Annotated in this window: 23 protein-coding genes; 9 read left to right on the top strand and 14 right to left on the bottom strand. The window is 35.7% G+C overall.

All coding sequences use genetic code 11. The features are described 5' to 3' along the window. The first annotated feature begins 160 nt into the window (after positions 1 to 160). Positions 161 to 1,318 (top strand): TlpA disulfide reductase family protein, encoded by a 1,158-nt coding sequence (locus AAH582_RS12460; protein WP_343317717.1) that lies wholly within the window; start codon positions 161 to 163, stop codon positions 1,316 to 1,318. Positions 1,319 to 1,429: 111 nt separating this feature from the next. On the opposite strand, the gene AAH582_RS12455 is transcribed toward AAH582_RS12460, so the two are convergent. The 7 genes from AAH582_RS12455 to AAH582_RS12425 form a co-directional block, all read right to left on the bottom strand. After that, complete coding sequence (locus AAH582_RS12455) at positions 1,430 to 1,927, bottom strand: GNAT family N-acetyltransferase (RefSeq protein WP_343317715.1); 498 nt, start codon at positions 1,925 to 1,927, stop codon at positions 1,430 to 1,432. Between the two features lie 417 nt (positions 1,928 to 2,344). Continuing rightward, the gene (locus AAH582_RS12450) at positions 2,345 to 2,890 is read right to left on the bottom strand and encodes a hypothetical protein (RefSeq protein ID WP_343317713.1); all 546 of its coding nucleotides are present in this window, start codon (positions 2,888 to 2,890) and stop codon (positions 2,345 to 2,347) included. Between the two features lie 2 nt (positions 2,891 to 2,892). Next, positions 2,893 to 3,105, bottom strand: a complete 213-nt coding sequence (locus AAH582_RS12445; RefSeq protein WP_046673369.1) for a hypothetical protein — start codon at positions 3,103 to 3,105, stop codon at positions 2,893 to 2,895. Positions 3,106 to 3,830: 725 nt separating this feature from the next. Continuing rightward, positions 3,831 to 4,646: a PIN domain-containing protein gene (locus tag AAH582_RS12440; protein ID WP_343317710.1), complete on the bottom strand. Its 816-nt coding sequence runs from the start codon at positions 4,644 to 4,646 to the stop codon at positions 3,831 to 3,833. Continuing rightward, complete coding sequence (locus AAH582_RS12435; RefSeq protein ID WP_343317708.1) at positions 4,643 to 4,975, bottom strand: YegP family protein; 333 nt, start codon at positions 4,973 to 4,975, stop codon at positions 4,643 to 4,645. Before AAH582_RS12435 ends, AAH582_RS12440 begins: the two co-directional genes overlap by 4 nt. 193 nt (positions 4,976 to 5,168) lie before the next feature. Then, a complete protein-coding gene (locus tag AAH582_RS12430; RefSeq protein ID WP_343317706.1) occupies positions 5,169 to 6,815 on the bottom strand; it encodes a hypothetical protein in 1,647 nt (548 codons plus the stop codon). A 77-nt stretch (positions 6,816 to 6,892) separates the two neighbouring features. After that, positions 6,893 to 7,321: a hypothetical protein gene (locus AAH582_RS12425; protein ID WP_343317705.1), complete on the bottom strand. Its 429-nt coding sequence runs from the start codon at positions 7,319 to 7,321 to the stop codon at positions 6,893 to 6,895. 168 nt (positions 7,322 to 7,489) lie between these two features. Between AAH582_RS12425 and AAH582_RS12420 the strand changes: the two genes are divergently transcribed. The 3 genes from AAH582_RS12420 to AAH582_RS12410 are packed head-to-tail and all read left to right on the top strand — an operon-like array spanning position 7,490 to position 9,378. After that, positions 7,490 to 7,822: a hypothetical protein gene (locus AAH582_RS12420; protein WP_343317704.1), complete on the top strand. Its 333-nt coding sequence runs from the start codon at positions 7,490 to 7,492 to the stop codon at positions 7,820 to 7,822. Then, positions 7,791 to 8,768, top strand: a complete 978-nt coding sequence (locus AAH582_RS12415; RefSeq protein ID WP_343317702.1) for an MvdC/MvdD family ATP grasp protein — start codon at positions 7,791 to 7,793, stop codon at positions 8,766 to 8,768. The genes AAH582_RS12420 and AAH582_RS12415 overlap by 32 nt, the downstream gene beginning before the upstream one ends. Next, complete coding sequence (locus AAH582_RS12410; RefSeq protein ID WP_343317700.1) at positions 8,758 to 9,378, top strand: hypothetical protein; 621 nt, start codon at positions 8,758 to 8,760, stop codon at positions 9,376 to 9,378. The genes AAH582_RS12415 and AAH582_RS12410 overlap by 11 nt, the downstream gene beginning before the upstream one ends. Before the next feature lie 252 nt (positions 9,379 to 9,630). On the opposite strand, the gene AAH582_RS12405 is transcribed toward AAH582_RS12410, so the two are convergent. From AAH582_RS12405 to AAH582_RS12385, 5 genes are read right to left on the bottom strand one after another with little or no spacing between them, the layout of a single operon-like run. Continuing rightward, complete coding sequence (locus AAH582_RS12405; protein WP_343317698.1) at positions 9,631 to 12,690, bottom strand: efflux RND transporter permease subunit; 3,060 nt, start codon at positions 12,688 to 12,690, stop codon at positions 9,631 to 9,633. 11 nt (positions 12,691 to 12,701) lie between these two features. After that, positions 12,702 to 13,748: an efflux RND transporter periplasmic adaptor subunit gene (locus tag AAH582_RS12400; RefSeq protein ID WP_343317696.1), complete on the bottom strand. Its 1,047-nt coding sequence runs from the start codon at positions 13,746 to 13,748 to the stop codon at positions 12,702 to 12,704. A 6-nt stretch (positions 13,749 to 13,754) separates the two neighbouring features. Then, a complete protein-coding gene (locus AAH582_RS12395; protein ID WP_343317694.1) occupies positions 13,755 to 15,116 on the bottom strand; it encodes a TolC family protein in 1,362 nt (453 codons plus the stop codon). A 45-nt stretch (positions 15,117 to 15,161) separates the two neighbouring features. Next, positions 15,162 to 15,770: a TetR/AcrR family transcriptional regulator gene (locus AAH582_RS12390; protein ID WP_343317693.1), complete on the bottom strand. Its 609-nt coding sequence runs from the start codon at positions 15,768 to 15,770 to the stop codon at positions 15,162 to 15,164. A 44-nt stretch (positions 15,771 to 15,814) separates the two neighbouring features. Further along, positions 15,815 to 16,579 carry an SDR family NAD(P)-dependent oxidoreductase gene (locus AAH582_RS12385; protein WP_343317691.1) on the bottom strand — a complete coding sequence of 255 codons (765 nt, stop codon included), beginning with the start codon at positions 16,577 to 16,579 and terminating at the stop codon, positions 15,815 to 15,817. Between the two features lie 529 nt (positions 16,580 to 17,108). Here AAH582_RS12385 and AAH582_RS12380 point away from each other — a divergent pair. Continuing rightward, positions 17,109 to 18,023: an NAD(P)/FAD-dependent oxidoreductase gene (locus AAH582_RS12380; protein ID WP_343317689.1), complete on the top strand. Its 915-nt coding sequence runs from the start codon at positions 17,109 to 17,111 to the stop codon at positions 18,021 to 18,023. Positions 18,024 to 18,104: 81 nt separating this feature from the next. Here AAH582_RS12380 and AAH582_RS12375 read toward each other — a convergent pair whose 3' ends face one another. Together AAH582_RS12375 and AAH582_RS12370 are read right to left on the bottom strand one after the other, a co-directional pair. Then, positions 18,105 to 18,488 carry a hypothetical protein gene (locus AAH582_RS12375; protein WP_343317687.1) on the bottom strand — a complete coding sequence of 128 codons (384 nt, stop codon included), beginning with the start codon at positions 18,486 to 18,488 and terminating at the stop codon, positions 18,105 to 18,107. A gap of 25 nt (positions 18,489 to 18,513) precedes the next feature. Beyond that, the gene (locus AAH582_RS12370) at positions 18,514 to 19,092 is read right to left on the bottom strand and encodes a TetR/AcrR family transcriptional regulator (RefSeq protein ID WP_343317685.1); all 579 of its coding nucleotides are present in this window, start codon (positions 19,090 to 19,092) and stop codon (positions 18,514 to 18,516) included. A 245-nt stretch (positions 19,093 to 19,337) separates the two neighbouring features. Here AAH582_RS12370 and AAH582_RS12365 point away from each other — a divergent pair, with 245 nt between their 5' ends. The 4 genes from AAH582_RS12365 (at position 19,338) to AAH582_RS12350 (ending at position 22,213) form a co-directional block, all read left to right on the top strand. After that, positions 19,338 to 19,994, top strand: a complete 657-nt coding sequence (locus tag AAH582_RS12365) for a CPBP family intramembrane glutamic endopeptidase (protein ID WP_343317683.1) — start codon at positions 19,338 to 19,340, stop codon at positions 19,992 to 19,994. A 234-nt stretch (positions 19,995 to 20,228) separates the two neighbouring features. Continuing rightward, positions 20,229 to 20,633, top strand: a complete 405-nt coding sequence (locus tag AAH582_RS12360; protein ID WP_343317681.1) for a DUF3592 domain-containing protein — start codon at positions 20,229 to 20,231, stop codon at positions 20,631 to 20,633. A gap of 499 nt (positions 20,634 to 21,132) precedes the next feature. Next, positions 21,133 to 21,498 carry a DoxX family protein gene (locus AAH582_RS12355; RefSeq protein WP_343317680.1) on the top strand — a complete coding sequence of 122 codons (366 nt, stop codon included), beginning with the start codon at positions 21,133 to 21,135 and terminating at the stop codon, positions 21,496 to 21,498. 265 nt (positions 21,499 to 21,763) lie between these two features. After that, positions 21,764 to 22,213 (top strand): GNAT family N-acetyltransferase, encoded by a 450-nt coding sequence (locus AAH582_RS12350; protein ID WP_343317678.1) that lies wholly within the window; start codon positions 21,764 to 21,766, stop codon positions 22,211 to 22,213. Positions 22,214 to 22,291 lie beyond the last annotated feature (78 nt).

Here is a 22,291-nt window from a genome sequence, read left to right as displayed (position 1 = left end):
CAAATTAATAACTTATCTATTACCTCTTTTATGGCAGAAAACACCTGTCAAATTGTTTTATCGGGTATATACCATGGATTATACTAAATAGTGACTGGTTTAGAACAGAAAAATTCCGTATATTTAGGTTCGTAAATTAACTGAAAATAGACTTTATATTATGAGAATTCGGGCAGGATTGCTAGTAGTGGCTCTTACGCTTCCTTTCCTCGTTTGTGGGCAAAATCGCTATCAAATTAATGGCACAATACCCCCAGTGCAGGATGGTGCTAAAGTATTTTTGATCTACGAAATAGAAGGTAAGTCTGTCGTGGATTCCACTTTTTCCAGAGGAGGAAATTTTTCATTTTCGGGAACCGTAGAGTATCCTGTTTCATCATCGTTATATCTCAATAAAAATCCATATGTAAATAGACCAGCTCGCAACGAGCAAATGGATTTTTTTCGTTTTTACCTTGAGCCTGTGACTATGGAAATGCGAGCAAGCGACTCCTTGAAGAACATTGTAATTAGCGGGTCTCAAATTAATCTCGACCAAGATGCTTTAAAAAAAATGCGAAGCGTTGTAGATGATAAATTTACAGCACTTAATAAAGAATTTTATGCACTTTCAGCTAATCAACAGAGCGATCCTAAAGTACGGGAAGCTTTTATTGATCGGGAAAAGGGATTAATGGATGACCTGTATAGCGTTCATTTAGCATTTGCTCGCCAACATCCATCGTCTTACCTTAGTTTAATCAGTTTATCCTTTGTTGCTGGACAGGAGAAATTTATAGAAGAGGTTAAAGGGATATACAGCGGTTTAGCGGAGGAGCTCAGAAGCTACCCTTTGGCCAAAGAGATACCCATGCAATTAGAATCGTCGATCAGGACGAAAGTTGGACAGATTGCCCCCGATCTTGAACTACAAACGCAAATGGGTACGAGTCTAAAACTAACTGAATTCCGAGGAAAGTATCTATTAGTAGACTTTTGGGCTAGTTGGTGTGGACCATGCCGTGAGGAAAATCCAAATCTTGTAGCGCTTTACAATAAATACAAAGATTCGGGATTCGAGATCTTAGGAGTATCCCTGGACAAGGCGGCTCAACGCGAACAATGGATGAAAGCAATTGCAGATGATAAGCTCAGTTGGCCACAAGTATCTGATTTAAAAGGTTGGGATAGCCAAGCAGCAAAACGTTATGGCATAAATTCCATACCAGCAAGCTTCTTATTGGATCCCACAGGAAAAATTATATACCGCGACCTCAGGGGAAAAGATTTAGAAGAAAAGTTAAAGGCGATCTTTTCCGATAAAGACGATCATAAATAGTGCGTTTAGTAGTGTGTCCGATAAGCCGTATTAAGACTGGAATATTCTTGTTAGGCCCAAAAACGTAAATGCAAAATGTACTAAGAAGAAAGCTGGTAATGAATAGGCTGATCAAATCACTGATTCATCTAATCTATAAATAAATTCCTCGATTTCGATTTGGCGTGCATTAGCAAAACCTCGGTCTGTACCAACCTTAACAAAACCACAATTTTCCAGTACTTTTTGAGAACCGATATTATCGAAAGCGACACGCCCATAAATCGGACGGCTTGTTTCAAATGAAAGAAGTTCTTTAAGCGCCTTTGTTGCAATTCCACGTCCCCAGAATTTCCGGTCAATCCAATAAGTGATCTCAGCATCACCATCAATAACAAACTTCGCAATACTTCCTACAATTGTCCCATCAACCAGAATCGTTTGATTGTTTATACTTGGCTCATTGAGAAATTTAGCATATTTCTCAAGGTAAGCTTCTTTGTCTGAAGAAGTACTTGAGGTAAATGCGGCGAGATAATTTGATTCTTCATCAAGCTGAAACTGATAATGTGTTTCTAAATCCGTGTATACTGTCGGCCTAAGTGTAAGTTGAAAGTTGAGGGTATCCATGCTTTTTTATGTTCGGTTTATTCTCAAATATAGTAATAAATACACTATTGTTTAAACTCGCCTCAGGTATATGTGGATATGAAACAAAAAACAAATTCTATCGTCTTAGAATTGGGGGTTTCTATCTTTCCAACCTATATTGTCATTGACCGAGATGGCAAGATCATTTTTAGCGATTCATCCGAGGGTCTTGCCCGCATAAAAGATATTGTACTAAAATAATGATAGTAATAATATCTATCGCTTAAAAGGATCAACCATTTGGAACTGCAGTAAGTATGAATATGAAAGTTTTCATCAAAGCCAACTCAAAGTCCAGCTGAGGAAAAGCCGAACAAAGGTAGAAGTTGGTCAGGTCAAGAGCCTTTAAATTTAGACTTCTCCTTTTATCGAAATTTAAGTCGGTATGATGTTCCTTCATTGAGCCCATACGGGGAGAGATGTAGCCTCCTCGATTCCTAAAACATTATCTTGGTATTTAAACACAGTTTCAGGTACTATGTGGTTTTCGCTTATATCGATCCCCTTAACGGAGGAAAAGAGATTTAGATGCCTTTTCACAAGCGGCATGGTATGAATGTATGAACGGGTTATTTTGTCAGGGTCGGAGTCGCAACTACTATTTTTCTTAGCCTTAGACCTCGCTTGGCATATGTACATATTATCGGTGTAAAAAAAGATCATTTCAATCTTATTTTCAGGATACAAGGCTTTAATGTCTTGTAGCATTTGAAGATGCGCCTTATTAACGATATTGACCTCAACAGCAAAATCTTCGTCATGACTCAGCAGCCCCAACAGCTGTTCCTCAAATCTCCGATATCCATCTTTTAAACCTAGTTCAGCATAGCTTTGAACAAAGAGATTTGGGTCAAGTATCTTAATCCCTTCTGGGATGAAATACTGACCACAAGTACTTTTCCCAATGTAAGAGGGACCGGTTATCACATATATTGTCGCCATGATCAAATACTTTGAATCGTGCCATCGCGATGCTCTTCAACCATTTGTCCATCCTTGTTATAAACCAATGGCTGTTCGCGAGAAAATAAATAGGAACGAATGCTCTTTTGCAATTCTTGCCTCCATTGTATCTTTTCATCCGCAGACATAGTGAGCGGATCTTTTTTCATCTTTCCAGTTTTGACAAGTTCTTCTTCTTGAATTATCCTTTTCATTTAAAACTTAATTAACATTAGCTTGTACGATTAATTAAATATAAACATATATTAATATATTATAAAAAAATATTAATATAAAAAACGCCAATAATTTGATGAATTGACTTTTGATTGGTAACAAGATCCATTAATAAAAATTGACTGGTTGTTTATTCTCTTGATCAAGAAAGCCTACGAAAGAATTATACAGTTGATTGTTAAAGTTATATACCTGTTTAAATATCTTAAGGGCTGAAGATGAAATTTAGGCAACTAACAAAATGTAGAGCGATAATGTAAAACTATCGAACTCATAAATCTAGCTGAGAATCTCGTATTCATAACGACTCTCCTGTCACCTGATTTGGCTCTTATTATACGTGGGATTGGGAAGAAGACAGTCCCATTAAACATGAACTTCTTTGCTTTGATCTAAGTGCTGTTTTTGGTGCCGGTATAATACTTAAAACAGAAAAACCGTTTTTAACAGTGTTAAAAACGGTTCGTTTTGCGGAAAGGGAGGGATTCGAACTAACCCTCTCAATTCACAATAAACCTATACTTAAGTACTATTGAAGATGGCTGCCATGATTCTGCCATAAATTATTCATTCAAATAATTGCCAGAAAGGAGCCTCATTTGTGTAACCTTTAAACAATATTAAAAGAGCTATTTAATTCTTATAAATTATTAACAAATATAGCTAATAATATTAGTAGATCAAAGGAGAAAATAGGAGAGGTTTACTTATCGCTGTTTTTTTCGTCATTATTAATTGGAGTTGTCCAAAATTCATTGTAAACCTTTAATTCTTCAATCATTTTCTGCTCAACGTTTTCAAGTTCAGCGGTCATTACGACTCCAATTTCCTTTAAAGCCTCAGTAATACTGTTAGTAAGCTTTGTTATCAAGCAGCCGGTATTTCTATGAAAGTCCCTTTTAAGAAAAGAAAAATTAGTCGTATAGGTACTATCTCTACCGATTAGAATAATATTCTCCTTTAGATTTGCAATGACAATCTCCCAATTAATTTCATCCCCAACTGAGAATCCCGATGAAGTGGGCGGGTTTCCAATAAGTTTTCTCTTGTGTGCTCTTTCAATAATTTCATCAGTTGTATTCAAAATCGCATTTTTCGCTCGGCAAGCACTGACCATATCCGAGAAAAAAGAATAAACGGGATCTTTTTCAGGAGAGTCGATGATGGTATCTATTGAAGAGATAACATCCTTTCGGCGTTTGTCGTAATCTCTCTGAGCTTTTTGGAGCTCTGCAAATTCAGGCAAGTTTTGCAGAAATGCACTTGAAATATATTTTAAGCGCGACTCTGATTCAAAACTTGCTCTTAAAGTTTTTAAAACGACCTCTCTGTTTCTTTCAAATTCCTGAATGATCTGGTCAGTTAATATTATTTTATCAAGATGCTTTGATAACTCACTTAAAAGTTGAATTGAATCTTTGTTGCTACGGTAAAAATCAAGATATATATTCGTGTCAATCAGTAATCTTATACCATTCGCTAGAGCAGGTTGATTCATCGGAACTACTATCATGCTCATAACGTAAAATCATCAATTAAAGCAGTACTGGCGTTTACTTTCACAGATTGTATCCCATTTTCTCTTGCCGATTCAGTCTCGTATAATTCACTAGTTCCGATAATTTGGCCATTAGAAGCTTTCAGATTAAAATAATATTTTCCATTACTTGAAGTTTTTCTATCGAATCGATCATCACTTTTCGAATTTGTCTTTACAGATTCGATACCGTTTAAGCAGTTACCTTTAGTTGTATAGCCTTCGCTAGACAAAATAATCTGACCATTCGAAGCTTTAAGATTAAACTGATATTCTCCATTGAATCTCTTATGAACTACAAATTTTCCCATCTTTTATATTTTGAACTTTTTTATCAAATTTAAAACATGTTGTGCTAATAACAGAACTGTTGCAGTACTTTTTATATAAAAAAAAGGTTTGATTGTATAAATGATTATCAACTTATAATAAAAGTATTAACCCCTATTATATTGCTAAGCAAGCAAGGAAGATTACCTATGATTGTTTGGCAGTGTATAACTTCTATTTTATTTTCGGGAAAATTAACTTAGTTTGAAGTACCAACTTCAAACATAACCACCAAGCATAGAGTCCATACTTATGTACAAGAGTAGTCTCTATCAGGCCATGTAGCAATTCGTTACGAAAATTGACGTTACTGTTATTGACAAGAAAACTATCCAGTTCTTCAATAATATCATCATTAGCCAAGGGGCGAACTTTAGCAATCAAGCCTCCTAATAAATTTTCTAAATGAAATCTCTTCTCATAAGTTGTTACAATGATATCGTTTGAGACAGCTAAGTGCCTAAGACTATTTTCTAACTGAGGAATAAGAAGATGGGCAGCTGTGACAAAATCGTTTTGAAAACCAGCCGTAATTCCTAAGCTATAAATATGCAATCTGTCTTCTGGAACAAATGGACTTTTTGATTCTATTAAAAGATTAGATACCATTGGATAATTCAAATCAATATATCTGTCCAAGTTTCCCTTTACAAAATAAATATAAGCCATTAGCCTCTCTCGCAGGTAGGTTCGAGCATTACTATAGTGGCTTTGGTTAATATCTTCGGATGCGACTTGTGCGCCTTTTTGTGATATTTTGATCTGTTCTGAGAAGAATCGGGATAATCCCATGGCAGATTCTCTATCGGACTTTGCCAATTCCTCAACTGCTGAGTTTGAAATCATCGGTAGTTCTAGCAAAGCTTGATATGCAAGACTTGATGTACTTAGATTCAATTCTAGCACATTTTCATGAATCGAGGCCATATCAATTTCTGGAATAAGACGAACGCCGGCTGCTTGGATTGTACGAAAATCCTCAAGTTGAAATTTGGCAACTTTTCGTTGAAGCCTATTGTGTAATTCCTGACATCCCTTTGCAGAAGCAATCAATCTAAAGCCCTTTAAGTATACTGCCGAAATTGTCGGATAGTAGGTATTGGGCTGCATTTCTGATACATAATGGTCTCCTTCCGCTTCATAATTTTCAGCCATTTTAATATTGCATAGATTTCTGTCTAATGTGCCAATAAGTTGTAATGATCTAATACAAAATCTTGCAGAACGAAAATCTTTAATTGTAATATAATGATGTATTTTTTGATCTATATATTCATTGAATTCTACCCGACATCTGTACTGTCCATAGATAGATAATAATTCAATTATGATGAGCTGTTGGTAATATGCTGAGGGACATTCAATGAACGTAAGCTTTGCCTTCGCAAATATCTCTTCATATTCATCATTAAAATAGCTCTTGGCATATTTTACCAGGGCAAGAGAGCGTATTATGTATTGTATTTTGGAAGTTGCTGCATAGACTTCAATATAGTTTTTATATGCTTTTTTAATGTAGGCTTTAATGTGCTTTTTATTTAGAGTCAACATTACATCAAACCATCTTGCTAACACCTCTTTATTCTTAATTTTTTGGATAGGTTTTGTGTCTTCAAATAACTTTATTTCATTTTCAGTAAAATATGTTTTTAAGTCTTTGGCTTCACAATTTTGGAGATCAATGTTAAGGATTTTAAGTGTTAATGCTATCATTTCTATGTCAGCAGGTTGATGATATTGCAGTTTCCATAGTAACTTTTTTAAGTCATATCCGTAAGAAGTATCATCTATTAACAGCTGAGAATTTGAGCAATTTTCCATGTACTAGTTTTTAAATATTTAAGGGTATCTCAGAGGACTAAACAGTAATTTATCAAGAAGAATGTTCAATATCTTTCTCAATTCTGTTTTATTAATGATTCAAGGTCTGTAGAATTATCAAAAACTTCTCTTTTAAGCCATTTTCCCAACAATTTTTCTCTCTTTTGTATTCCAGAATTGGTAAGAAAAGAGAATTTTGGCGTAATGTTGTTTTGCTTATACCTAAGGTAGGTTATAAAAAAGTCAAATAGAGTATGTTTAATCTCTTTTGAATTTAAACTAAAATCTGAACTATAGCATTTCAATTGTGTAAACACAAGATTCTTTCCAACCTCTTTGATATCATTGTCAACTTCTGTATAAATGGGACTGTCATCTCCATTTATAAAGTTAGTAATCCATTTCTTCAAGAAAGATAAGTATTGATAATAGAAACCTCTATTTGTTGAAATCGCTTCGCCATTTCTTTTAAAAATTTTGAGCGAGTTTAGGTCTATATCTGGCATTTTTAATCAGTAGTTTGAAGTTTAAAGTCAAATATATCATTAATTGAAATAATTTAGTCGAATGCCTCGATTTAAATTAATAATTGTAGATAAATAAAATAGAAAGTTACTTTCTGATGAAAATTGAAATGATAATTATTATTTTTACAAGATATACCATGTACAGATATGAAGCCATTAATATTAGACTATAAAATTGTTCGTTCCGAGCCAGATTTTGCTCCCAATTACAACTATGATTCTTTAGAATCTCTCAATATGCTGGAAGTTAATGGTACAAAGATTCCGTTAATCGATGCATCAACTGATCTTATTGTAACTTTAGCTACTGTCACAAAAGTTAAGTCAGAAAGTGATACTAATGCATTGTCTTTTGACTTAATTACGAGGACTAAGGTAAGTGGTGAAAAAGATGATTGTCATTTAGATTATGTGATGTATACTACTAAAACTCTTGTTAAAATGGAAAATGATGATACGCGTACTCCTTATAACCAATAAAACAGATGTAACAACGGACTTTATCGTAAAAAGGTTAAAAGAGGAAAGAACAGAATTTTATAGACTAAATACAGAAGAGTTAGGAGATAATGTTGAGGTAAAATTGGATTTTTTTAAAGATAATTTTAAAATATTTGATAAAAGAACTGGTATTCAAGTCGATCTGTTGGACATAAAAGGGGTATATTTTAGAAGACCAGAATTAAAGGCCGATAATTCAGAGCTTAGTAGGTCTGAAAATCAATTTATACGAAATGAAATTAGTTATACTCTTGAAGGTATCTATGAAATTCTTAATTCTGCATATTGGTTAAATAATGTTAAGCATATAAGAAATGCAGAAAACAAAATATTTCAGCTACGACTTGCTAAAAAGATAGGTTTTAGAGTCGCGCCCAGCCTGATCACTACCAATGCTGATTCAGCGATGAATTTTTATAGAATGAACGATGAGGACTGTATTATTAAACCGATTCGAACAGGACTAATTTCTGATGAAGGAAATGAAGAAGCGATTATTTTCACGAATAAAGTTAACCTCGATAAAAATAATGCTCAGCGTGTAGGAGGATGTCCAACATTTTTTCAAAAACATATAAAAAAGCGAGGGGATATAAGAGTGACTGTAGTGGGAGATAAGATTTTTGCGGCCTTTATCCACTCGCAAGATTCTGACGACTCAAAAGTTGATTGGAGGGTTAGTCAAAATGGTCTAAAACACAGTATTTATACCTTGCCAGTAGATGTTTCCGCTAATTGCGTTAATCTACTGAAAGAACTAAATTTAAATTTTGGTGCAATTGATTTAATTTTAGATGAAATGGGTAATTATGTATTTCTTGAAATTAACCCCAATGGTCAATGGGCATGGATTGAGAGATTGCTGGGTTTAGATATTTCAGGTGCTATAGTTAATTTGCTAAAAGATAAAATTGATGAACAATAAACTGCATAGGCTTAGAGAATTTATTTGGCCACTGCTTGAAGAGGATGTTAACAGCGACATTTCTGATCAGAATTTATCTGAAGAAAATGATGCAGCTGAAGAAAATCCTGTTTTAAAAATCGAGGATGAAAATCTAGATCTTGCATTGCAATTGCAAAGTAAGATATATCAAGAAGAGGATGATCGTCGAAAAGGTACTGAATCTAAAGCAACCCTATTTATGGGATCTTTAAGTGTAGCTAATACTATTGTAATAGGTGCAAATACATTAATTTGGGGTAAAGGCATCCCAATTGGAGTTATCAAAATTTCAGTATTTATTTCCATCGTTTTAGCAATTTACACCCTAAGAACGGTGTGGTTTTCAGTAAAAGTATTGGAAAGGGGAACCTACCATGTTTTAGGAAATGATGATATAAATATTTCAGGAGATAAAAACTCTTATAAAAGAGACATTATTTCATCATTTTTCAAAATCATAAAGGGTAATGAAGGTGTAATAAATATGAAAGTTTCGCATTTGGTTATGGCACAAGAGTATTACAAAAGGGCGATGTTTGTTATCTGTTTATATGCATTTATGGTTTTTTATTTTTGTTTTTTCCTTTAGTGTATATAAAAGTTCGATGTGTGATGCATCATTTCATTCAAGCCTTAAGTGGTGATATCTAAATTTACTCGAACCATCGTTTTCAAAATGGGATCAAGCATGTAATTTAGTCCTTTTCAGATTACTGCCATATTTCTGATGAAGAGATAAAAATTAGGCTAGTACTAAACATTTTTGTGAAAATATAATTTAAGTTGAGATTGCAACTATCGTAAATGGCTACCGTTTAAGGTAGCCATTTACAAGTTTATATTATATTTTTTCTTCTGTTTCTAGTGAAGGCGGAATTAATTTATACATTACCGGAGTAACAATCCTGGAAAGAATCGTTGAACTGATGAGCCCTCCAATGAGTACGATTGCTAAAGGTGCAATAAGTGGGTTTGGATTTAGCGCAATGGGTAGTAGTCCGCATATCGCCGTGATTGAAGTCAGCACAACGGGTAAGAATCTTGTTTCCCCAGCCATATTTACCGCTTCATCAATACTATGACCTTCTTGTCGGAGCTGATTGGTGAAATCCACCAATAACAGGGAGTTTTTTACTTGAATACCGGAAAGCCCTATAAAACCAATAATGGATACCAGTGACATCGGGTTGCCGGTAATCAGCAAGAAAATTACACCCCCAAGTATACCTAAAGGTATAATAGATAATACAATAATGATCCCTTTGAATGTTTTAAATTGCAGTAGGAGTACTCCCACAAAAAGAAATCCGCTTAATAATATCACCGACAGAAAGTTTCCTCCCAAGGCATCACCCTCTGACTCAGCCTCGCCTGACAATTTGTAATAATAACCCGGTGGCATTTTCAGCTTATTGAGCTGTGGAACAATGTCTTTTAGAATATCGTTGGCATATACGCCATCCTTAGTAAGTGAGGTAACTTTGGCAAAACGGGATTTGTTAAAATGGTTGATTGCAGTGGGAGAGGTCTCAAACCCAATTGTTGCAATCTGATCAACTTGAATAGGAGTTCCTTGGATATTGTTGACATAAAGTCCTTTTAGTGCATCAAGATTTGAAAATTTTTCCCGAGGTAAGGTAATAACAACATTACGCGAGTCACCTCTATCGTCAATATAATCTCCAACATTAAGCCCTGCTACTGCCATTCGGATCACCTTGTCTACATCGCTTGTCAGTACACCCAATGTGCGTGCTTTTTCTTTATTAATCGTTACTTTTATATCCGATTTGTACGCATTCAGTTCATTGTTAACAAAGAATGTTCCTGGATGTTTACGCAAGATCTCTTCAGCTTTGAAGGAGAGCGATCGCAAGGTGTCCTGATTCTCGCCAAAAATTCGGACGACAATATTTGCCTCAATAGGTGGTCCCTGTTCAAAATCTTTAACCTCAATTCTTGCATAGGGAAAATCAGTGAATTTTTTTCTAAGTTCACGGATTAATTCTTTTTTGATTTTTGGATTAGTTTCATCATCCAACTGTACAAATATTTGCGCAAAATCAGGTTTAATGTCCTGTTGGTGTACGTTGTAGTAAATCTGCGGATTACCTTTTCCTACGTTAGAGGTATAATAGACAATTTCTTTGTGATTTTTCAATTCCTTTTCCACAAGTTTAGTCACGCGGTCGCTTTCCGGAATATTTGTCTGTAATGGCAATTTGATATTAATGAGGAACATTGGTTTTTCTGATGTTGGAAACAATTTGAACCCTGCCATTGGAAAAAGAGCAAAAGCCAGAACACTTAGAAGTATAGAAATGCTAACCGTAAATTTAGGCCATTTTAATGCAAGTGGCATTATCCGGCGGTAAGAAAAACTTAAGAACTGTTGTAGCTTTTGAAGGAAAAAGTTACCTCCGCTGTGGGTATGAGGTTTTAATATTCGGCTTCCAAGAAACGGAACCAATGTCAAGGCAACTAACATAGATGCCAATACACTTGTTATTACAGCAACGGGAAGGCTTTGAAGGAACTCTCCTGCGACATCGGGTAAAAATGCAAGAGGAAGAAATGCAATGACCAATGTTGCTGTACAGCCAACCACTGCAATACCGATTTGCTTAGTTCCTTTTAAAATGGCATCCATTTTAGAATGTCCTCCCCTTAACCAACGTTCTATATTTTCTACAACTACGATACTGTCATCTACCAATAGCCCAAGAGCTACCACCAAACCTACTATGCTGAGCTGATTAAGTGAATAGCCCATCAGGTTCATCGCTATCAGTCCTAGAGCCAGAGACAGTGGTATTGAAATCATGACAATTAACGAGGCCCGAAATCCAAGAGGGAGTAGGGTGATGACCACTAACAGGATGGCCAGCGCAAAATCAAATCCCAAATGTCCCAAACGTTTGGAGACCATTTCCGATTGGTCAAAGTTTTTGACCATCTTGATGTTTGCAGGTAGGTCTTTGCTGAACCCGTCCAATACGGGCATATATTCCTCTTCAACTTTACTGATGTTAACATTGTCTTTCATCGCTGCATTGACCAGGATGCAACGCTGTCCGTTGATTCGGGTAATGTGATTAACCGTTCCATCCTTATAGCTAACCTGTGCAACATCTTTTAGGTAGATAATTTTGCCGTTTGCATTGTAAATTACCGTATTTGCAACATCATCTACATTCTTGAATTTTCCACTGGTTTTGACATTGAAAACCTTACTGTCCAGATTGACGCTTCCTCCGGGGATATCGGCAGCTTCGCTCTGCAAGCTTCCAATCACCAGATTAAGGGGTATTTTCAGTTGTGCAAGTTTGTCCAGTTGCATATCGATCCGAATTTCCTGTTCAGGAATACCGGAATATTTTACTTCTTTGAGATCAGTTATCTTTTCGAGTCTGGTTTTGAGTATATCTGCGTTGTCACGTAATACTTTAGCAGATGCGGTATTGGAAACCAACGCTACCTGAATAATTTTTACATCTGAAGAAGCGATCTTCTCCGTTTTGATAAGATAGATATCCTTTGGCAGCTCACTGGTTTTTAATGCATTGATCTCCGTGGAGATTTCCTGGTATTTATTATCTACATCAACTCCGTATTTGAATTTTGGCTGGATAACGGCCACTCCATCTTCAACAGAAGTGAGGATTTTCTCAATGTTCTCCAATCCATATATTTTATTTTCGATAGGCTTTACAACCTGCTCTTCCATATCCTTGGGACTAGTTCCGGGATAGATGACCGTGATCACATATTGGGGTGCATGCGTAGTTGGATCTTCAGATCGGGGCATGGTGAACAGGGTCAATAGCCCTACAACTGCAAAAAGAACGAATATGATCAGGGTAAACTGATAATTCTTTACTGCGAAATTTGTTATTTTCATTGGATGCAGGTTTACTTGATAATTTTAATGATAGACTTTTCGTTTAAGTAGGCACTGTTGGAAATAACAATGTTAGTGATTCCTTCAAGTTTGTCACTCAGGTAAACTTTATCATTCTCGAATTTGGTAATGTTTACAGGCAATTTTTTGACTTTATTGGCACCAATGGCTGTAAATACAAATGCATTTTTTCCGTCTGCCTCGACAACTGCATTATAAGGAATGACTAACGAAGTCTCAGTTTGATCAGTCGTAATTTCTGCCTTACCAAACATACCAACAGCAGGGACGATACCTTCTAGATTTAGTTTCAGTTCAACCTGAAAGGAACCGATTTGCTGGTCTGCCGATTGTAGTTTTCGCAGCACATTTGCCTGGAAAACACGATCGGGATAGCCATCAAGGCTAACTTTTGCGTTTTGGCCAATTTTTATGGTCGCCCATTCAAGATCTGTTACACCAACTTTTAAAATATAATTCGCATTCTTTCGTACCGAATTGGTTAACAGAACCGGCATGCCTCCGCCAACTACCTCACCTTCATTAGCAATTTTGCTGGCAACAAAACCATCAGATGTAGCGTAAATTCTAGCATAACGCTCATTGAAGGCAACAGCTTCCTTGGCTTTCTTCGCAACCTCGAGAGCAGTTCTTGTATTTTGTAACTGTTCCAGGGTAAAGACACTATCCCTGTAGAGGTTGACTGCCCGAGTATAATCCCGCTGTGCTTTTTCCACCCCTAACCCTGATTGCGCGACACCCGCTGCTATTTCGGTGGTGTTCAGTGTAGCCAACAATTGTCCCTTTCTGAAAAACTGACCTTCGTCCACCAAAATACTGCTGATCACTCCACCAATCTTAAAGGAATAATTGGCTTGGTCCTCAGTACTTACCGACCCGGTGGCTTTTACCGTGCTGGAAGTATTTAATGAGGAGATAGGGGAAACTTTAACTGGTATGATGTCCGGCTCTCCGAGCGGGTTGGTGTTTTTGGGCTGATCATTGCACGAGAACAGAAATAACGTGGCTATGAGTAATGTCAATTGAATCTTTTTCATTTTTTATTATTGAAGGTTAAAACTAGCTGTGGCCCGTTCAATGGCCGAATAGGATATCCATGTATCAAATAGCGCAATGTTGGCCTGAAGCTGGGAATCCACCCATTGATTCTGGGCATCCAGCAATTCAATGTAGATTACCATTCCTTCTTTGTACATCAATGCGATATCCTTATAATAGGTCTGGCTGGTATTTAATTGGCTCTGCGCAGCGTGATATTGTGCGATGGCGCTTTGCATATTGGCCTGACGGACCCTGAGTTCGGTAAGTAATTGCTGTTCGACATATCCGGTCTGGGACTCGATGGCATGCTGTTCTGCGACTGTCTGCTTGATGCGGTTGCTATTTCTGCCAAAGGAAAAGAGGTTCCATTCCAGAGAGACCCCAAATAAATAATAACGGCTTTGCTTATTGAATTTCCAGTCAAAAGCTTGCGAACCCATGTCCAAACTGGCCCCGATTTTTGGGATTAAATATGATTTTGCAAGACCCGTAAGATCTTCATTGATACCTTTTGCAATTTTGAGTTTGGAGAGTTCTTCACGACGATCAACATTATCCGCCAGCGAAAGATCCTCCTCGGGTAAAGTCGTTATGTCGTCAACGGCAATGCTATCTGATAATGGACGGTTCAGTAGGAAATTAAAATAAAACTGTGCCGATTCCTTCGTTTTTTTTGCTGTAGTAATAGAAGCATCAATTTTAGAAACTTCATTTTTACTTCTGACTACCGCGGTCCGGTTGATTTTGCCGTTCTCAAAAAGCTTTTTATTGACGCGTTCTCCTTCGAGTACCAGGCTCCGATAAGACTGATAGATTTTTTCAGCATTTGCTGCTTTTAAGTAATTATAATAAGCTGTTTTGATTTCCTTTACAAGTTCACGCTTGTAGAGTTGTACCTCTGTCTTTTGGAGATCGACTTGTTTTGATTTAATCTTTCTGTTATAGTTTAACTCTGCATTCAGAATAGGCTGGGTGACCCGAAATTTGGCGTCATAGAAATTATCGGGATTGAGCTGTTCACTACGGTTTTGAAGCTGGGGGAATGCACCGGTTCCTGTAAGCTGATTGAGGGTGGAATAGACATTATTCAGCATATCGCCCACTGGAATATCTATGGTACGACCGCCATCAGCTTTGGTGTAGGTGGTTAAAAAGCTCACGTTTGGCAAAAACATGCTCTTTGCTTCTCCAAGTGCATAAATGTTTTTCTCCAGCATAAAATTTTGTTGATGTATGCTCTGGTTGGATTCGATAGCCTGGTGGATATAATCTTCCAGCCGGCTTTGCGCTTTCGCGATCTGCGTTGTTAAAATGATGTATGGAAAATAACACCAAAATAGAATTTTTATATATTTACTAATCATTGTAATAAATTTAAACACTGTTCAATTTGTAGATAAAAAAAAGGACTATCCTTTTTCTAATAATGCAACAAAGCATTCATATCCGTTTTCCATAAGCTCATCGTCTGTTTTGTCTACAAAATTGGCCATACGATCCTTACAAAATAGGGCACATATGCCATGCATTGCAGAAATAATCATAAACGTAAAATAGTCCGTGTCCATATCTTTAAATCTTCCTTGTTTCTGGCAGTCAGCGATCACAGAATGTAGATGATTGATGGCTTCCTGCGCTATTTGAAACTTTCCTTCGGTAGGGGCTTCCATGGTTTCATTGACCATAAACATAAGATTATAATAATCTTTGTTCTCCTGTGCAAATTTAATGTATACACGTCCTGTCGCCTTCAGACGTTCAAATGGATCCGCCACACTGGTTAACACTTTTAGTTGGTTTACCAGTAGAGTGAATCCCTCGTTATGAAGTTCCTGAAAAATCTCGCTTTTATCTTTAAAATGAAAATAGATCGTGCCGGGACTATAATTAATCTCATTGGCAATATTCCGCATACTCGCCTTTTCATAGCCTTTTTCAAGAAAGACTTTTCGTGCTCCGTTCAGGATTCGCTGGTGCATTTCCTGTTTTTCTTCTTGTTTTCTTTCTGCTATACTCATGTTTGATCAATATGAATCGTTAAAAATTATTGTTCGGAATCCTGTTATGAATGGGGAATTCCGGGACTTATTTTACCCATAATATTAACTGCGGCTTTCCTGCTGAGTAACCTGAAACCAAAAAGCATCATTCTATTTTTAAATCCCTGAACAATTCTTGGTTTGCTTCGATTGTTTAGTGCATTTATCAGTTCCTCAGCCACTTGTTCTACCGAAGAGACAACGAATTTAGGAAATGCACTGGTTTCACTTCCAGCATTGTGGTGGAAATCCGAATCCGCAGCCCCTGGATTGAAGCCTGCTACAAATATACCCTTATTTTTAAATTCGAACCAGAGTGATTCCGAAAAGTTGGCTACAAAACTTTTTGTTGCGGCATATACAGCACCTCCGGGCAATGAAGAATGGGCAAGGAGTGAACCTATATTGATCAGTGCATCACCGGATCTTGCTTTCTTTAAATGGGCATACGAAAGTGTTACTACAGCTTCCATGTTCAGTGTCATCGTACTTAACTGGTCTTCCAGTGGTATTTCAATAAATTTTCCATACGTTCCGGTGCCAGCATTATTGATCAGGACATCGTACCGATTATCAGTTATATGATTACTGAGTTGTAATATATCCGCTGTTTTTGTCAGATCCAAAGAAAGTACCTGATGGCGGTCTTTACCTAAAGATTCTTGAAGAGAAATCAGTTTCTCTTTATTACGTGCTACCAGGGTCAGGTTATAACCCTGAGCGGCCAGTTTCTTGGCAACCTCAAGACCAATGCCGCCACTGGCTCCTGTAATTAATGCTTTTTTCATTTTATAAATTTTAAATTGAATTTCTGAGTGCAAATATATTGAACACTGTTCAATTGACAAAACTTTTTTTAAATGATTATAAAAATAAAAGAACTTTAAAATCAAAATGTAGTTTTAATATCCTAATTAATAGTAACATATATTATAAAAACTGTTTTTTTAATTTTATTGACAGCTTATTTGAAAATAGAAATTTTTGCGTACATTTGAACAGTGTTTATTTGTGTTTTGGAAATATGGTGGATATTCCATGTAGTAAGTAATCTTATAATACGTGTATGGAAACAAGCAGATCAGAAAATATAAAGGGTATTAAATTGAGGCGCAAAGACAGGCTGATAAAAAAACTGAATTCTTCATATAGTGGCTTCAATTGGACAATTGGAAACTATCAACATTCCGATCACCATATCGAGTGTGCCAAATGGATCAAAAAAATATCAAGAAGAGAATTAATTAAACAAGGGGGCTTGCATTAGCAACTTTGGTCTTACCTTTACCATTAACATCATTTTTAAATTTTAATGAAATGACAGACAATAAAAATTTTGACGTAATCATTATCGGTGGAAGTTATGCAGGGCTTTCCGCTGCAATGGCTTTGGGACGTTCGTTAAGAAATGTTTTAGTTATCGATAGTGGTTTACCCTGTAACCGTCAGACACCTCATTCTCATAACTTCATTACGCAAGATGGGGAAAAACCAAGTGTCATTGCAAAGAAAGCAAAAGAACAGGTCTTGAAATACGACACGGTAAAATTTGTAAATGAACTTGCCATTAGTGGAAAGAAAATAGAGAAAGGTTTTGAGGTTACAACCCAATCAGGAAAAGTTTTCTCAGCTGGAAAGTTGGTTTTTGCAACGGGATTAAAGGATGAAATGTTAAACATAAAAGGGTATTCTGAATGCTGGGGGATTACGGTACTTCATTGTCCTTATTGTCACGGATATGAAGTAAAGAATCAAAAAACCGGAATTTTGGCTAATGGATATGGTGCATTTCACCTGTCCCGACTTATTAATAACTGGACAAAAGATTTAACGATATTCACTAATGGAAAATCGGAACTGACACAGGAGCAAACCGATGAAATAAAAAGACATCATATTTCAATTGTGGAAAAGGAGATTGCCGCATTGAAACATAAAGACGGAGTGGTAGAAGAAATAGTTTTTTCAGACAATTCAACTTTTCAGTTAGAAGCTATCTATTCAAGGCCACCTTTTGAGCAACATTGTAAAATTCCCGAATTATTGGGCTGTGAATTGACAGAGCAGGGACTTATCAAAGTAGATGCATTTCAGAAAACAACAGTAGATAATGTATTCGCTTGTGGGGACAATACAAATCCTTTACGTTCTGTATCATATGCTGTATCAACAGGCAATAATACGGGTGTATTTTTAAATAATGTTCTAGTAGAAGAAGATTTTTCGAAATAACAATAAAAGATAGATCCAGGTTTTCAATAATTTATTGACAGATTATAGCTTAAATCAATTCGGTTTTGCTATAGGATTATCTCATTTTGACCACTTTTGTAAAGTTTCATTTGCCTCATGAATGGCAATTACCTTTTCCTGAGCTGCAATAATAGCTGTTAAGTGTGTAATAGTTTCATTTTTTTGTTCAATCAGTTTTGCTTGGTCGATCATGATTTCATCAAAGATGTCCTTGATCATACTGTGTTCAAAATAATATAGAAAGAGATTAGTCTGAAGTAGCTTTGAAAAATTAATGAGCGTCTCAAAGTCCAAAGACGAACTTTCATAGATATCTTCCAACATTGATTCATTAATCTTCAAAAACTCTAATATTTTATCCTTCTTAATTACTTTTTCAAGGATAAGAGTTTTAATAATTTTTCCAATATGTGGAAGCTCGGTTTTGGTTTCGAAATTTTTCATAACTGTGATCAATGATTTGCCTAAACTATTTATCTTTTGTATCGAAGTCTTTATTTAAAAGATTCTGCATAATGGATTGCTTAATTCTCTCGAAGCTTTCGGGACCTTTACCAAGACGCGATAAAATTGGCATCATGGCCAGAATGTTCAATATTTCAATCGATTTATTGTTCGGGCTTTGCTCGCTCAGAAAATGATTTTCTCTCATTCCCTCATCTAAAACAGAAGCAAGCCATGCAGATAGAAAGTCATAAAACTTTCTCACCTCGACTTTGACATTCGGATCAATATCATTCATGTCGGACGAAATAGAAACGATGGGGCACATTTTGCCTTTATTGGCTAAGTCTATATAAAAATCGATTAGGACGGAAAGCTTTTCTAGGGGTAACTTTTCAGAAATTGATTCAAATAATGCTGTCTGCGTATTTTGAGAATAGCGTATAATTTCAACGATAAGATCTGGTTTGGTCGGAAAATAGTAATGGATGGAAGAGGTTTTAATACCGATATCCTTTGCAATATCATGAAAACTAAAGGCATTAAAGCCATTATTTGATAACATATTGGCAGCAGTATCTATTATTCTTTCTTTTGTATTCATATCTATCTACTAGTAGGTAGATAAAAGTACAATTAATTTTAGAATTATTAGTTTTTTTCTATGATCATTAATCGGTAGCTGTTTATCAGCCCATCGATTGATTTCAACAATAATTGGGACTAAATCAATCCCTTTTGATGAAAGAAAGCAGACAAATCGTTTAAAATTTGTATAATTTTATTGCATCAAATTTGTTAGCTGTTTAAAGATCTTTAAGTTTAACAAACCATTTATTTTACCAGCTTATGAAAAAAAAGATAGTTTCAACAATTGGGAGCATAGGTTTTATTGTATTCCTGTTGATTTTTCCTCACTTTGTGCCTTTACCTTTTTATTCTTATGCTGCTGTTTGTTTGCTAGCAATCTATCTGATGCTGCGAAGGGAGGGCAAGACCTTTCGAGATATAGGGCTGATAAAAGAAAAATTAACCATTAAAGCATTTTTCTTAGGAGCTATTACTGCAATAGCATGGGTCGCCTTCATGCAGTTTGTTTATATTCCAAGTATTAAATACTTTTTTGAAGTTCCAGATTATACTGAATACAATTTTATCAAAAGTAGCTTGGTGAAGCTGGTAATGACAATAATCGCTGCTTTGCTAATTGGTGGGTTTTACGAAGAGATCGTATTTCGAGGCTACATTCAAAATGTGCTGGAGAAGAGAATTTTTAAAGGATACAGTCCTATGCTCAGCATATTTGTAGTAAGTATACTTTTTGGTCTTTACCATTTGCAACAAGACATCTTTGCTGTTATTGCCGCCGTGATGGGAGGATTATATTGGTCTATGTTATATAAAAAATCTGGCAATCTTTGGGTTGCAATAGCTTCCCATGCGTTATTTGATACGATTACGCTTATCCTTATTTATAAGGGGGTATTTGGAGTTTTTTCCTATTGATTCAGTGCTGTAAATATCAATTTATATAGAAAATTAATTACTATTCACAATGAAATGCCTTAATAAGGATACTGTGAGAAACCGTGATTTTTTTTGAATATAGATTCGAATTTGAATTATTAGTAAGACAATAATTTGCATTGGCTTTTGAAAATTGTATTATATTCGTTAGTGATTATATATCAAGTAGATATATTAATGTAATTTGAAGTGGAACTAACTAAAAATAAACCGATGTGGCAATATTATTGGATCCTTGGACTAGGGCTTGTTTTCCTTGTGTTGGGAATCTACAGCTTCCGTAATACAATGGTATTTCTAAAAAATGGAAATAAAGTTACTGCAACTGTTATTGACTTTCATAGGTACGAATCTGACGGCGAAGTTTTTGCCCCAATCTTCACTTTTCAGACAAAAGATAACCAGTTGATTACATACGAACTAGCCGAAGGAACTGATCCACCGGCTTGGGAAATAGGGGAGACAACAACAGTTATCTATGATCCCGCCGATCCGTCGAAAGTAAGTTTATATAGCTATTTCAGAGTGTTTATATGGACATTGGTACTTCTGTCAATAGCTCTTCCATTAATAGTAATTGGTGGAGGTTATTTTATTGCAGCGAGATATATTCTATAATTTTCCGACCAGATCACTAGTGTTCTTCCCGGAATGCTCATGTTTAAAATATGGTCAATGCTCCAAAATGGAAGCAATCAGGAATTTATAGTTGCTTATAAACGAAATGTGGTTAAGCAAAATGTACTTAAACAGTTAAACGAAATTATGAAAATGGGCGATCACCAGCTTATAGTTCTGATATTTTGCTCTTGGACCAGTATCATTAATGCTATTATACTGTTATCATAAAAAACTTGGTTATAATTTCAGATCTCGTGTTATTTCATACATTACTTTTCGATTTAAATTTTATTAAATTTACCCAGAATTTCACAAGTATATCAAGCACATGGAAGACATTAATCTTTGGCTAAACCAACCCAAAAAAGGGTAACACATAGCTATAGAATCTAATTCTATAAAGTTTTATTTTGAGCGCTGTCTTGCTTATTTAACAGGACATAGATTTCTTTGCTCTATCTTCAAATTTTAAATTCATTTCATAAAGAAAACAATAATGAATACACTTGTATTAATAATTCAAGGGTTACTTGCTCTATTTTTTATAATGCCAGGTTATGGCAAAATCAGTGGTAGTAAAGCGAGCCACGTAGCAGATGGACATCTAAAGGCAAACAGTTCAATCATACCCATCAGAATATTGGGAGTTTTGGAATTGCTTGGCTGTATAGGTATTATATTCCCTTGGATATTAGGAATTGTTCCGATCTTAACACCAATAACGGCTGTTTGTTTTTGTATTATTATGCTCGCAGGTATGATTAATCATACTAGTAAAAAAGAATTCAAAATGCTTCCGATATTAGTAGTGGTATTTATGCTGTCAGCGTTAGTAGCTTATTATAGATTCTTAGGCATATAGTTTAGTAATTTTATAATTGCTTCAGCATTAAGAAAAGTTCAATTTCAAACGCCTACATGTTCAAAAGTGCCTCTGTTCAGGTGGCACTTTTTATTGTTTATTGGAGTTTAAAACCTAATTATTGTTTAGTTCAAAACAGGTAAGTCTACCATTCCTTTCCCAATAGCCATTTTCATCAAGAATTTTTAAATAATGATTTATTGTGAATATTATTATATTGGCTCGGACCGAATATTTAAAATTGAATTATTAGTCTTTTATAACAATGAAATTTAGAGAAGCAAAAATTGAAGATATTAAACAGATCCAGATCGTTAGAAATTCTGTTAAAGAAAATACGCTTTCCAATCCAGCTTTAGTGAGTGATAAGGATTGCGAGGAATTTTTATTTGAGCGGGGAAAGGGCTGGGTTTGTGAGATAGGTGACCAAATTGTAGGTTTTGCAATCGCAGATTTAAAAGAAGATAATATCTGGGCACTTTTCTTAGCACCGACATTTGAAGGACAAGGAATAGGACGCAAGCTCCTTCAAATGATGCTTGACTGGTATTTTTCCACAGGAAAACAATTTGTATGGCTGGGCACAGCTCCTAATACGAGAGCAGAAGGGTTTTATCTAAAAGCAGGCTGGGAAAAAAATGGAATGCATGGCAGTAAGGAGGTGAAGTTTGAAATGACAAGAAATAAGTGGGAGAATATTAGGCAAGAGGCTTAGTCAATAGTAAATGTAGGCGGCGGAATTTGTAGTACTTAAATCAGGATCTTTTTTTGGAATAATAGTCCAAAATTTCCG

The organism is Sphingobacterium multivorum, from assembly GCF_039511225.1.
In the GTDB taxonomy this organism is placed as follows: Bacteria; Bacteroidota; Bacteroidia; order Sphingobacteriales; family Sphingobacteriaceae; genus Sphingobacterium.
The sequence above is the reverse complement of the archived record's forward strand: the minus strand, read 5'-3'. Positions and strand labels throughout refer to the sequence as shown.

Excerpts from the sequence above, each read along its gene's own strand:
- AAH582_RS12460 (WP_343317717.1), top strand. The coding sequence starts at position 161 with ATGAGAATTCGGGCAGGATTGCTAGTAGTGGCTCTTACGCTTCCTTTC.
- AAH582_RS12455 (WP_343317715.1), bottom strand. The coding sequence starts at position 1,927 with ATGGATACCCTCAACTTTCAACTTACACTTAGGCCGACAGTATACACG.
- AAH582_RS12450 (WP_343317713.1), bottom strand. The coding sequence starts at position 2,890 with ATGGCGACAATATATGTGATAACCGGTCCCTCTTACATTGGGAAAAGT.
- AAH582_RS12445 (WP_046673369.1), bottom strand. The coding sequence starts at position 3,105 with ATGAAAAGGATAATTCAAGAAGAAGAACTTGTCAAAACTGGAAAGATG.
- AAH582_RS12440 (WP_343317710.1), bottom strand. The coding sequence starts at position 4,646 with ATGAGCATGATAGTAGTTCCGATGAATCAACCTGCTCTAGCGAATGGT.
- AAH582_RS12435 (WP_343317708.1), bottom strand. The coding sequence starts at position 4,975 with ATGGGAAAATTTGTAGTTCATAAGAGATTCAATGGAGAATATCAGTTT.
- AAH582_RS12430 (WP_343317706.1), bottom strand. The coding sequence starts at position 6,815 with ATGGAAAATTGCTCAAATTCTCAGCTGTTAATAGATGATACTTCTTAC.
- AAH582_RS12425 (WP_343317705.1), bottom strand. The coding sequence starts at position 7,321 with ATGCCAGATATAGACCTAAACTCGCTCAAAATTTTTAAAAGAAATGGC.
- AAH582_RS12420 (WP_343317704.1), top strand. The coding sequence starts at position 7,490 with ATGAAGCCATTAATATTAGACTATAAAATTGTTCGTTCCGAGCCAGAT.
- AAH582_RS12415 (WP_343317702.1), top strand. The coding sequence starts at position 7,791 with ATGATGATACGCGTACTCCTTATAACCAATAAAACAGATGTAACAACG.
- AAH582_RS12410 (WP_343317700.1), top strand. The coding sequence starts at position 8,758 with ATGAACAATAAACTGCATAGGCTTAGAGAATTTATTTGGCCACTGCTT.
- AAH582_RS12405 (WP_343317698.1), bottom strand. The coding sequence starts at position 12,690 with ATGAAAATAACAAATTTCGCAGTAAAGAATTATCAGTTTACCCTGATC.
- AAH582_RS12400 (WP_343317696.1), bottom strand. The coding sequence starts at position 13,748 with ATGAAAAAGATTCAATTGACATTACTCATAGCCACGTTATTTCTGTTC.
- AAH582_RS12395 (WP_343317694.1), bottom strand. The coding sequence starts at position 15,116 with ATGATTAGTAAATATATAAAAATTCTATTTTGGTGTTATTTTCCATAC.
- AAH582_RS12390 (WP_343317693.1), bottom strand. The coding sequence starts at position 15,770 with ATGAGTATAGCAGAAAGAAAACAAGAAGAAAAACAGGAAATGCACCAG.
- AAH582_RS12385 (WP_343317691.1), bottom strand. The coding sequence starts at position 16,579 with ATGAAAAAAGCATTAATTACAGGAGCCAGTGGCGGCATTGGTCTTGAG.
- AAH582_RS12380 (WP_343317689.1), top strand. The coding sequence starts at position 17,109 with ATGACAGACAATAAAAATTTTGACGTAATCATTATCGGTGGAAGTTAT.
- AAH582_RS12375 (WP_343317687.1), bottom strand. The coding sequence starts at position 18,488 with ATGAAAAATTTCGAAACCAAAACCGAGCTTCCACATATTGGAAAAATT.
- AAH582_RS12370 (WP_343317685.1), bottom strand. The coding sequence starts at position 19,092 with ATGAATACAAAAGAAAGAATAATAGATACTGCTGCCAATATGTTATCA.
- AAH582_RS12365 (WP_343317683.1), top strand. The coding sequence starts at position 19,338 with ATGAAAAAAAAGATAGTTTCAACAATTGGGAGCATAGGTTTTATTGTA.
- AAH582_RS12360 (WP_343317681.1), top strand. The coding sequence starts at position 20,229 with ATGTGGCAATATTATTGGATCCTTGGACTAGGGCTTGTTTTCCTTGTG.
- AAH582_RS12355 (WP_343317680.1), top strand. The coding sequence starts at position 21,133 with ATGAATACACTTGTATTAATAATTCAAGGGTTACTTGCTCTATTTTTT.
- AAH582_RS12350 (WP_343317678.1), top strand. The coding sequence starts at position 21,764 with ATGAAATTTAGAGAAGCAAAAATTGAAGATATTAAACAGATCCAGATC.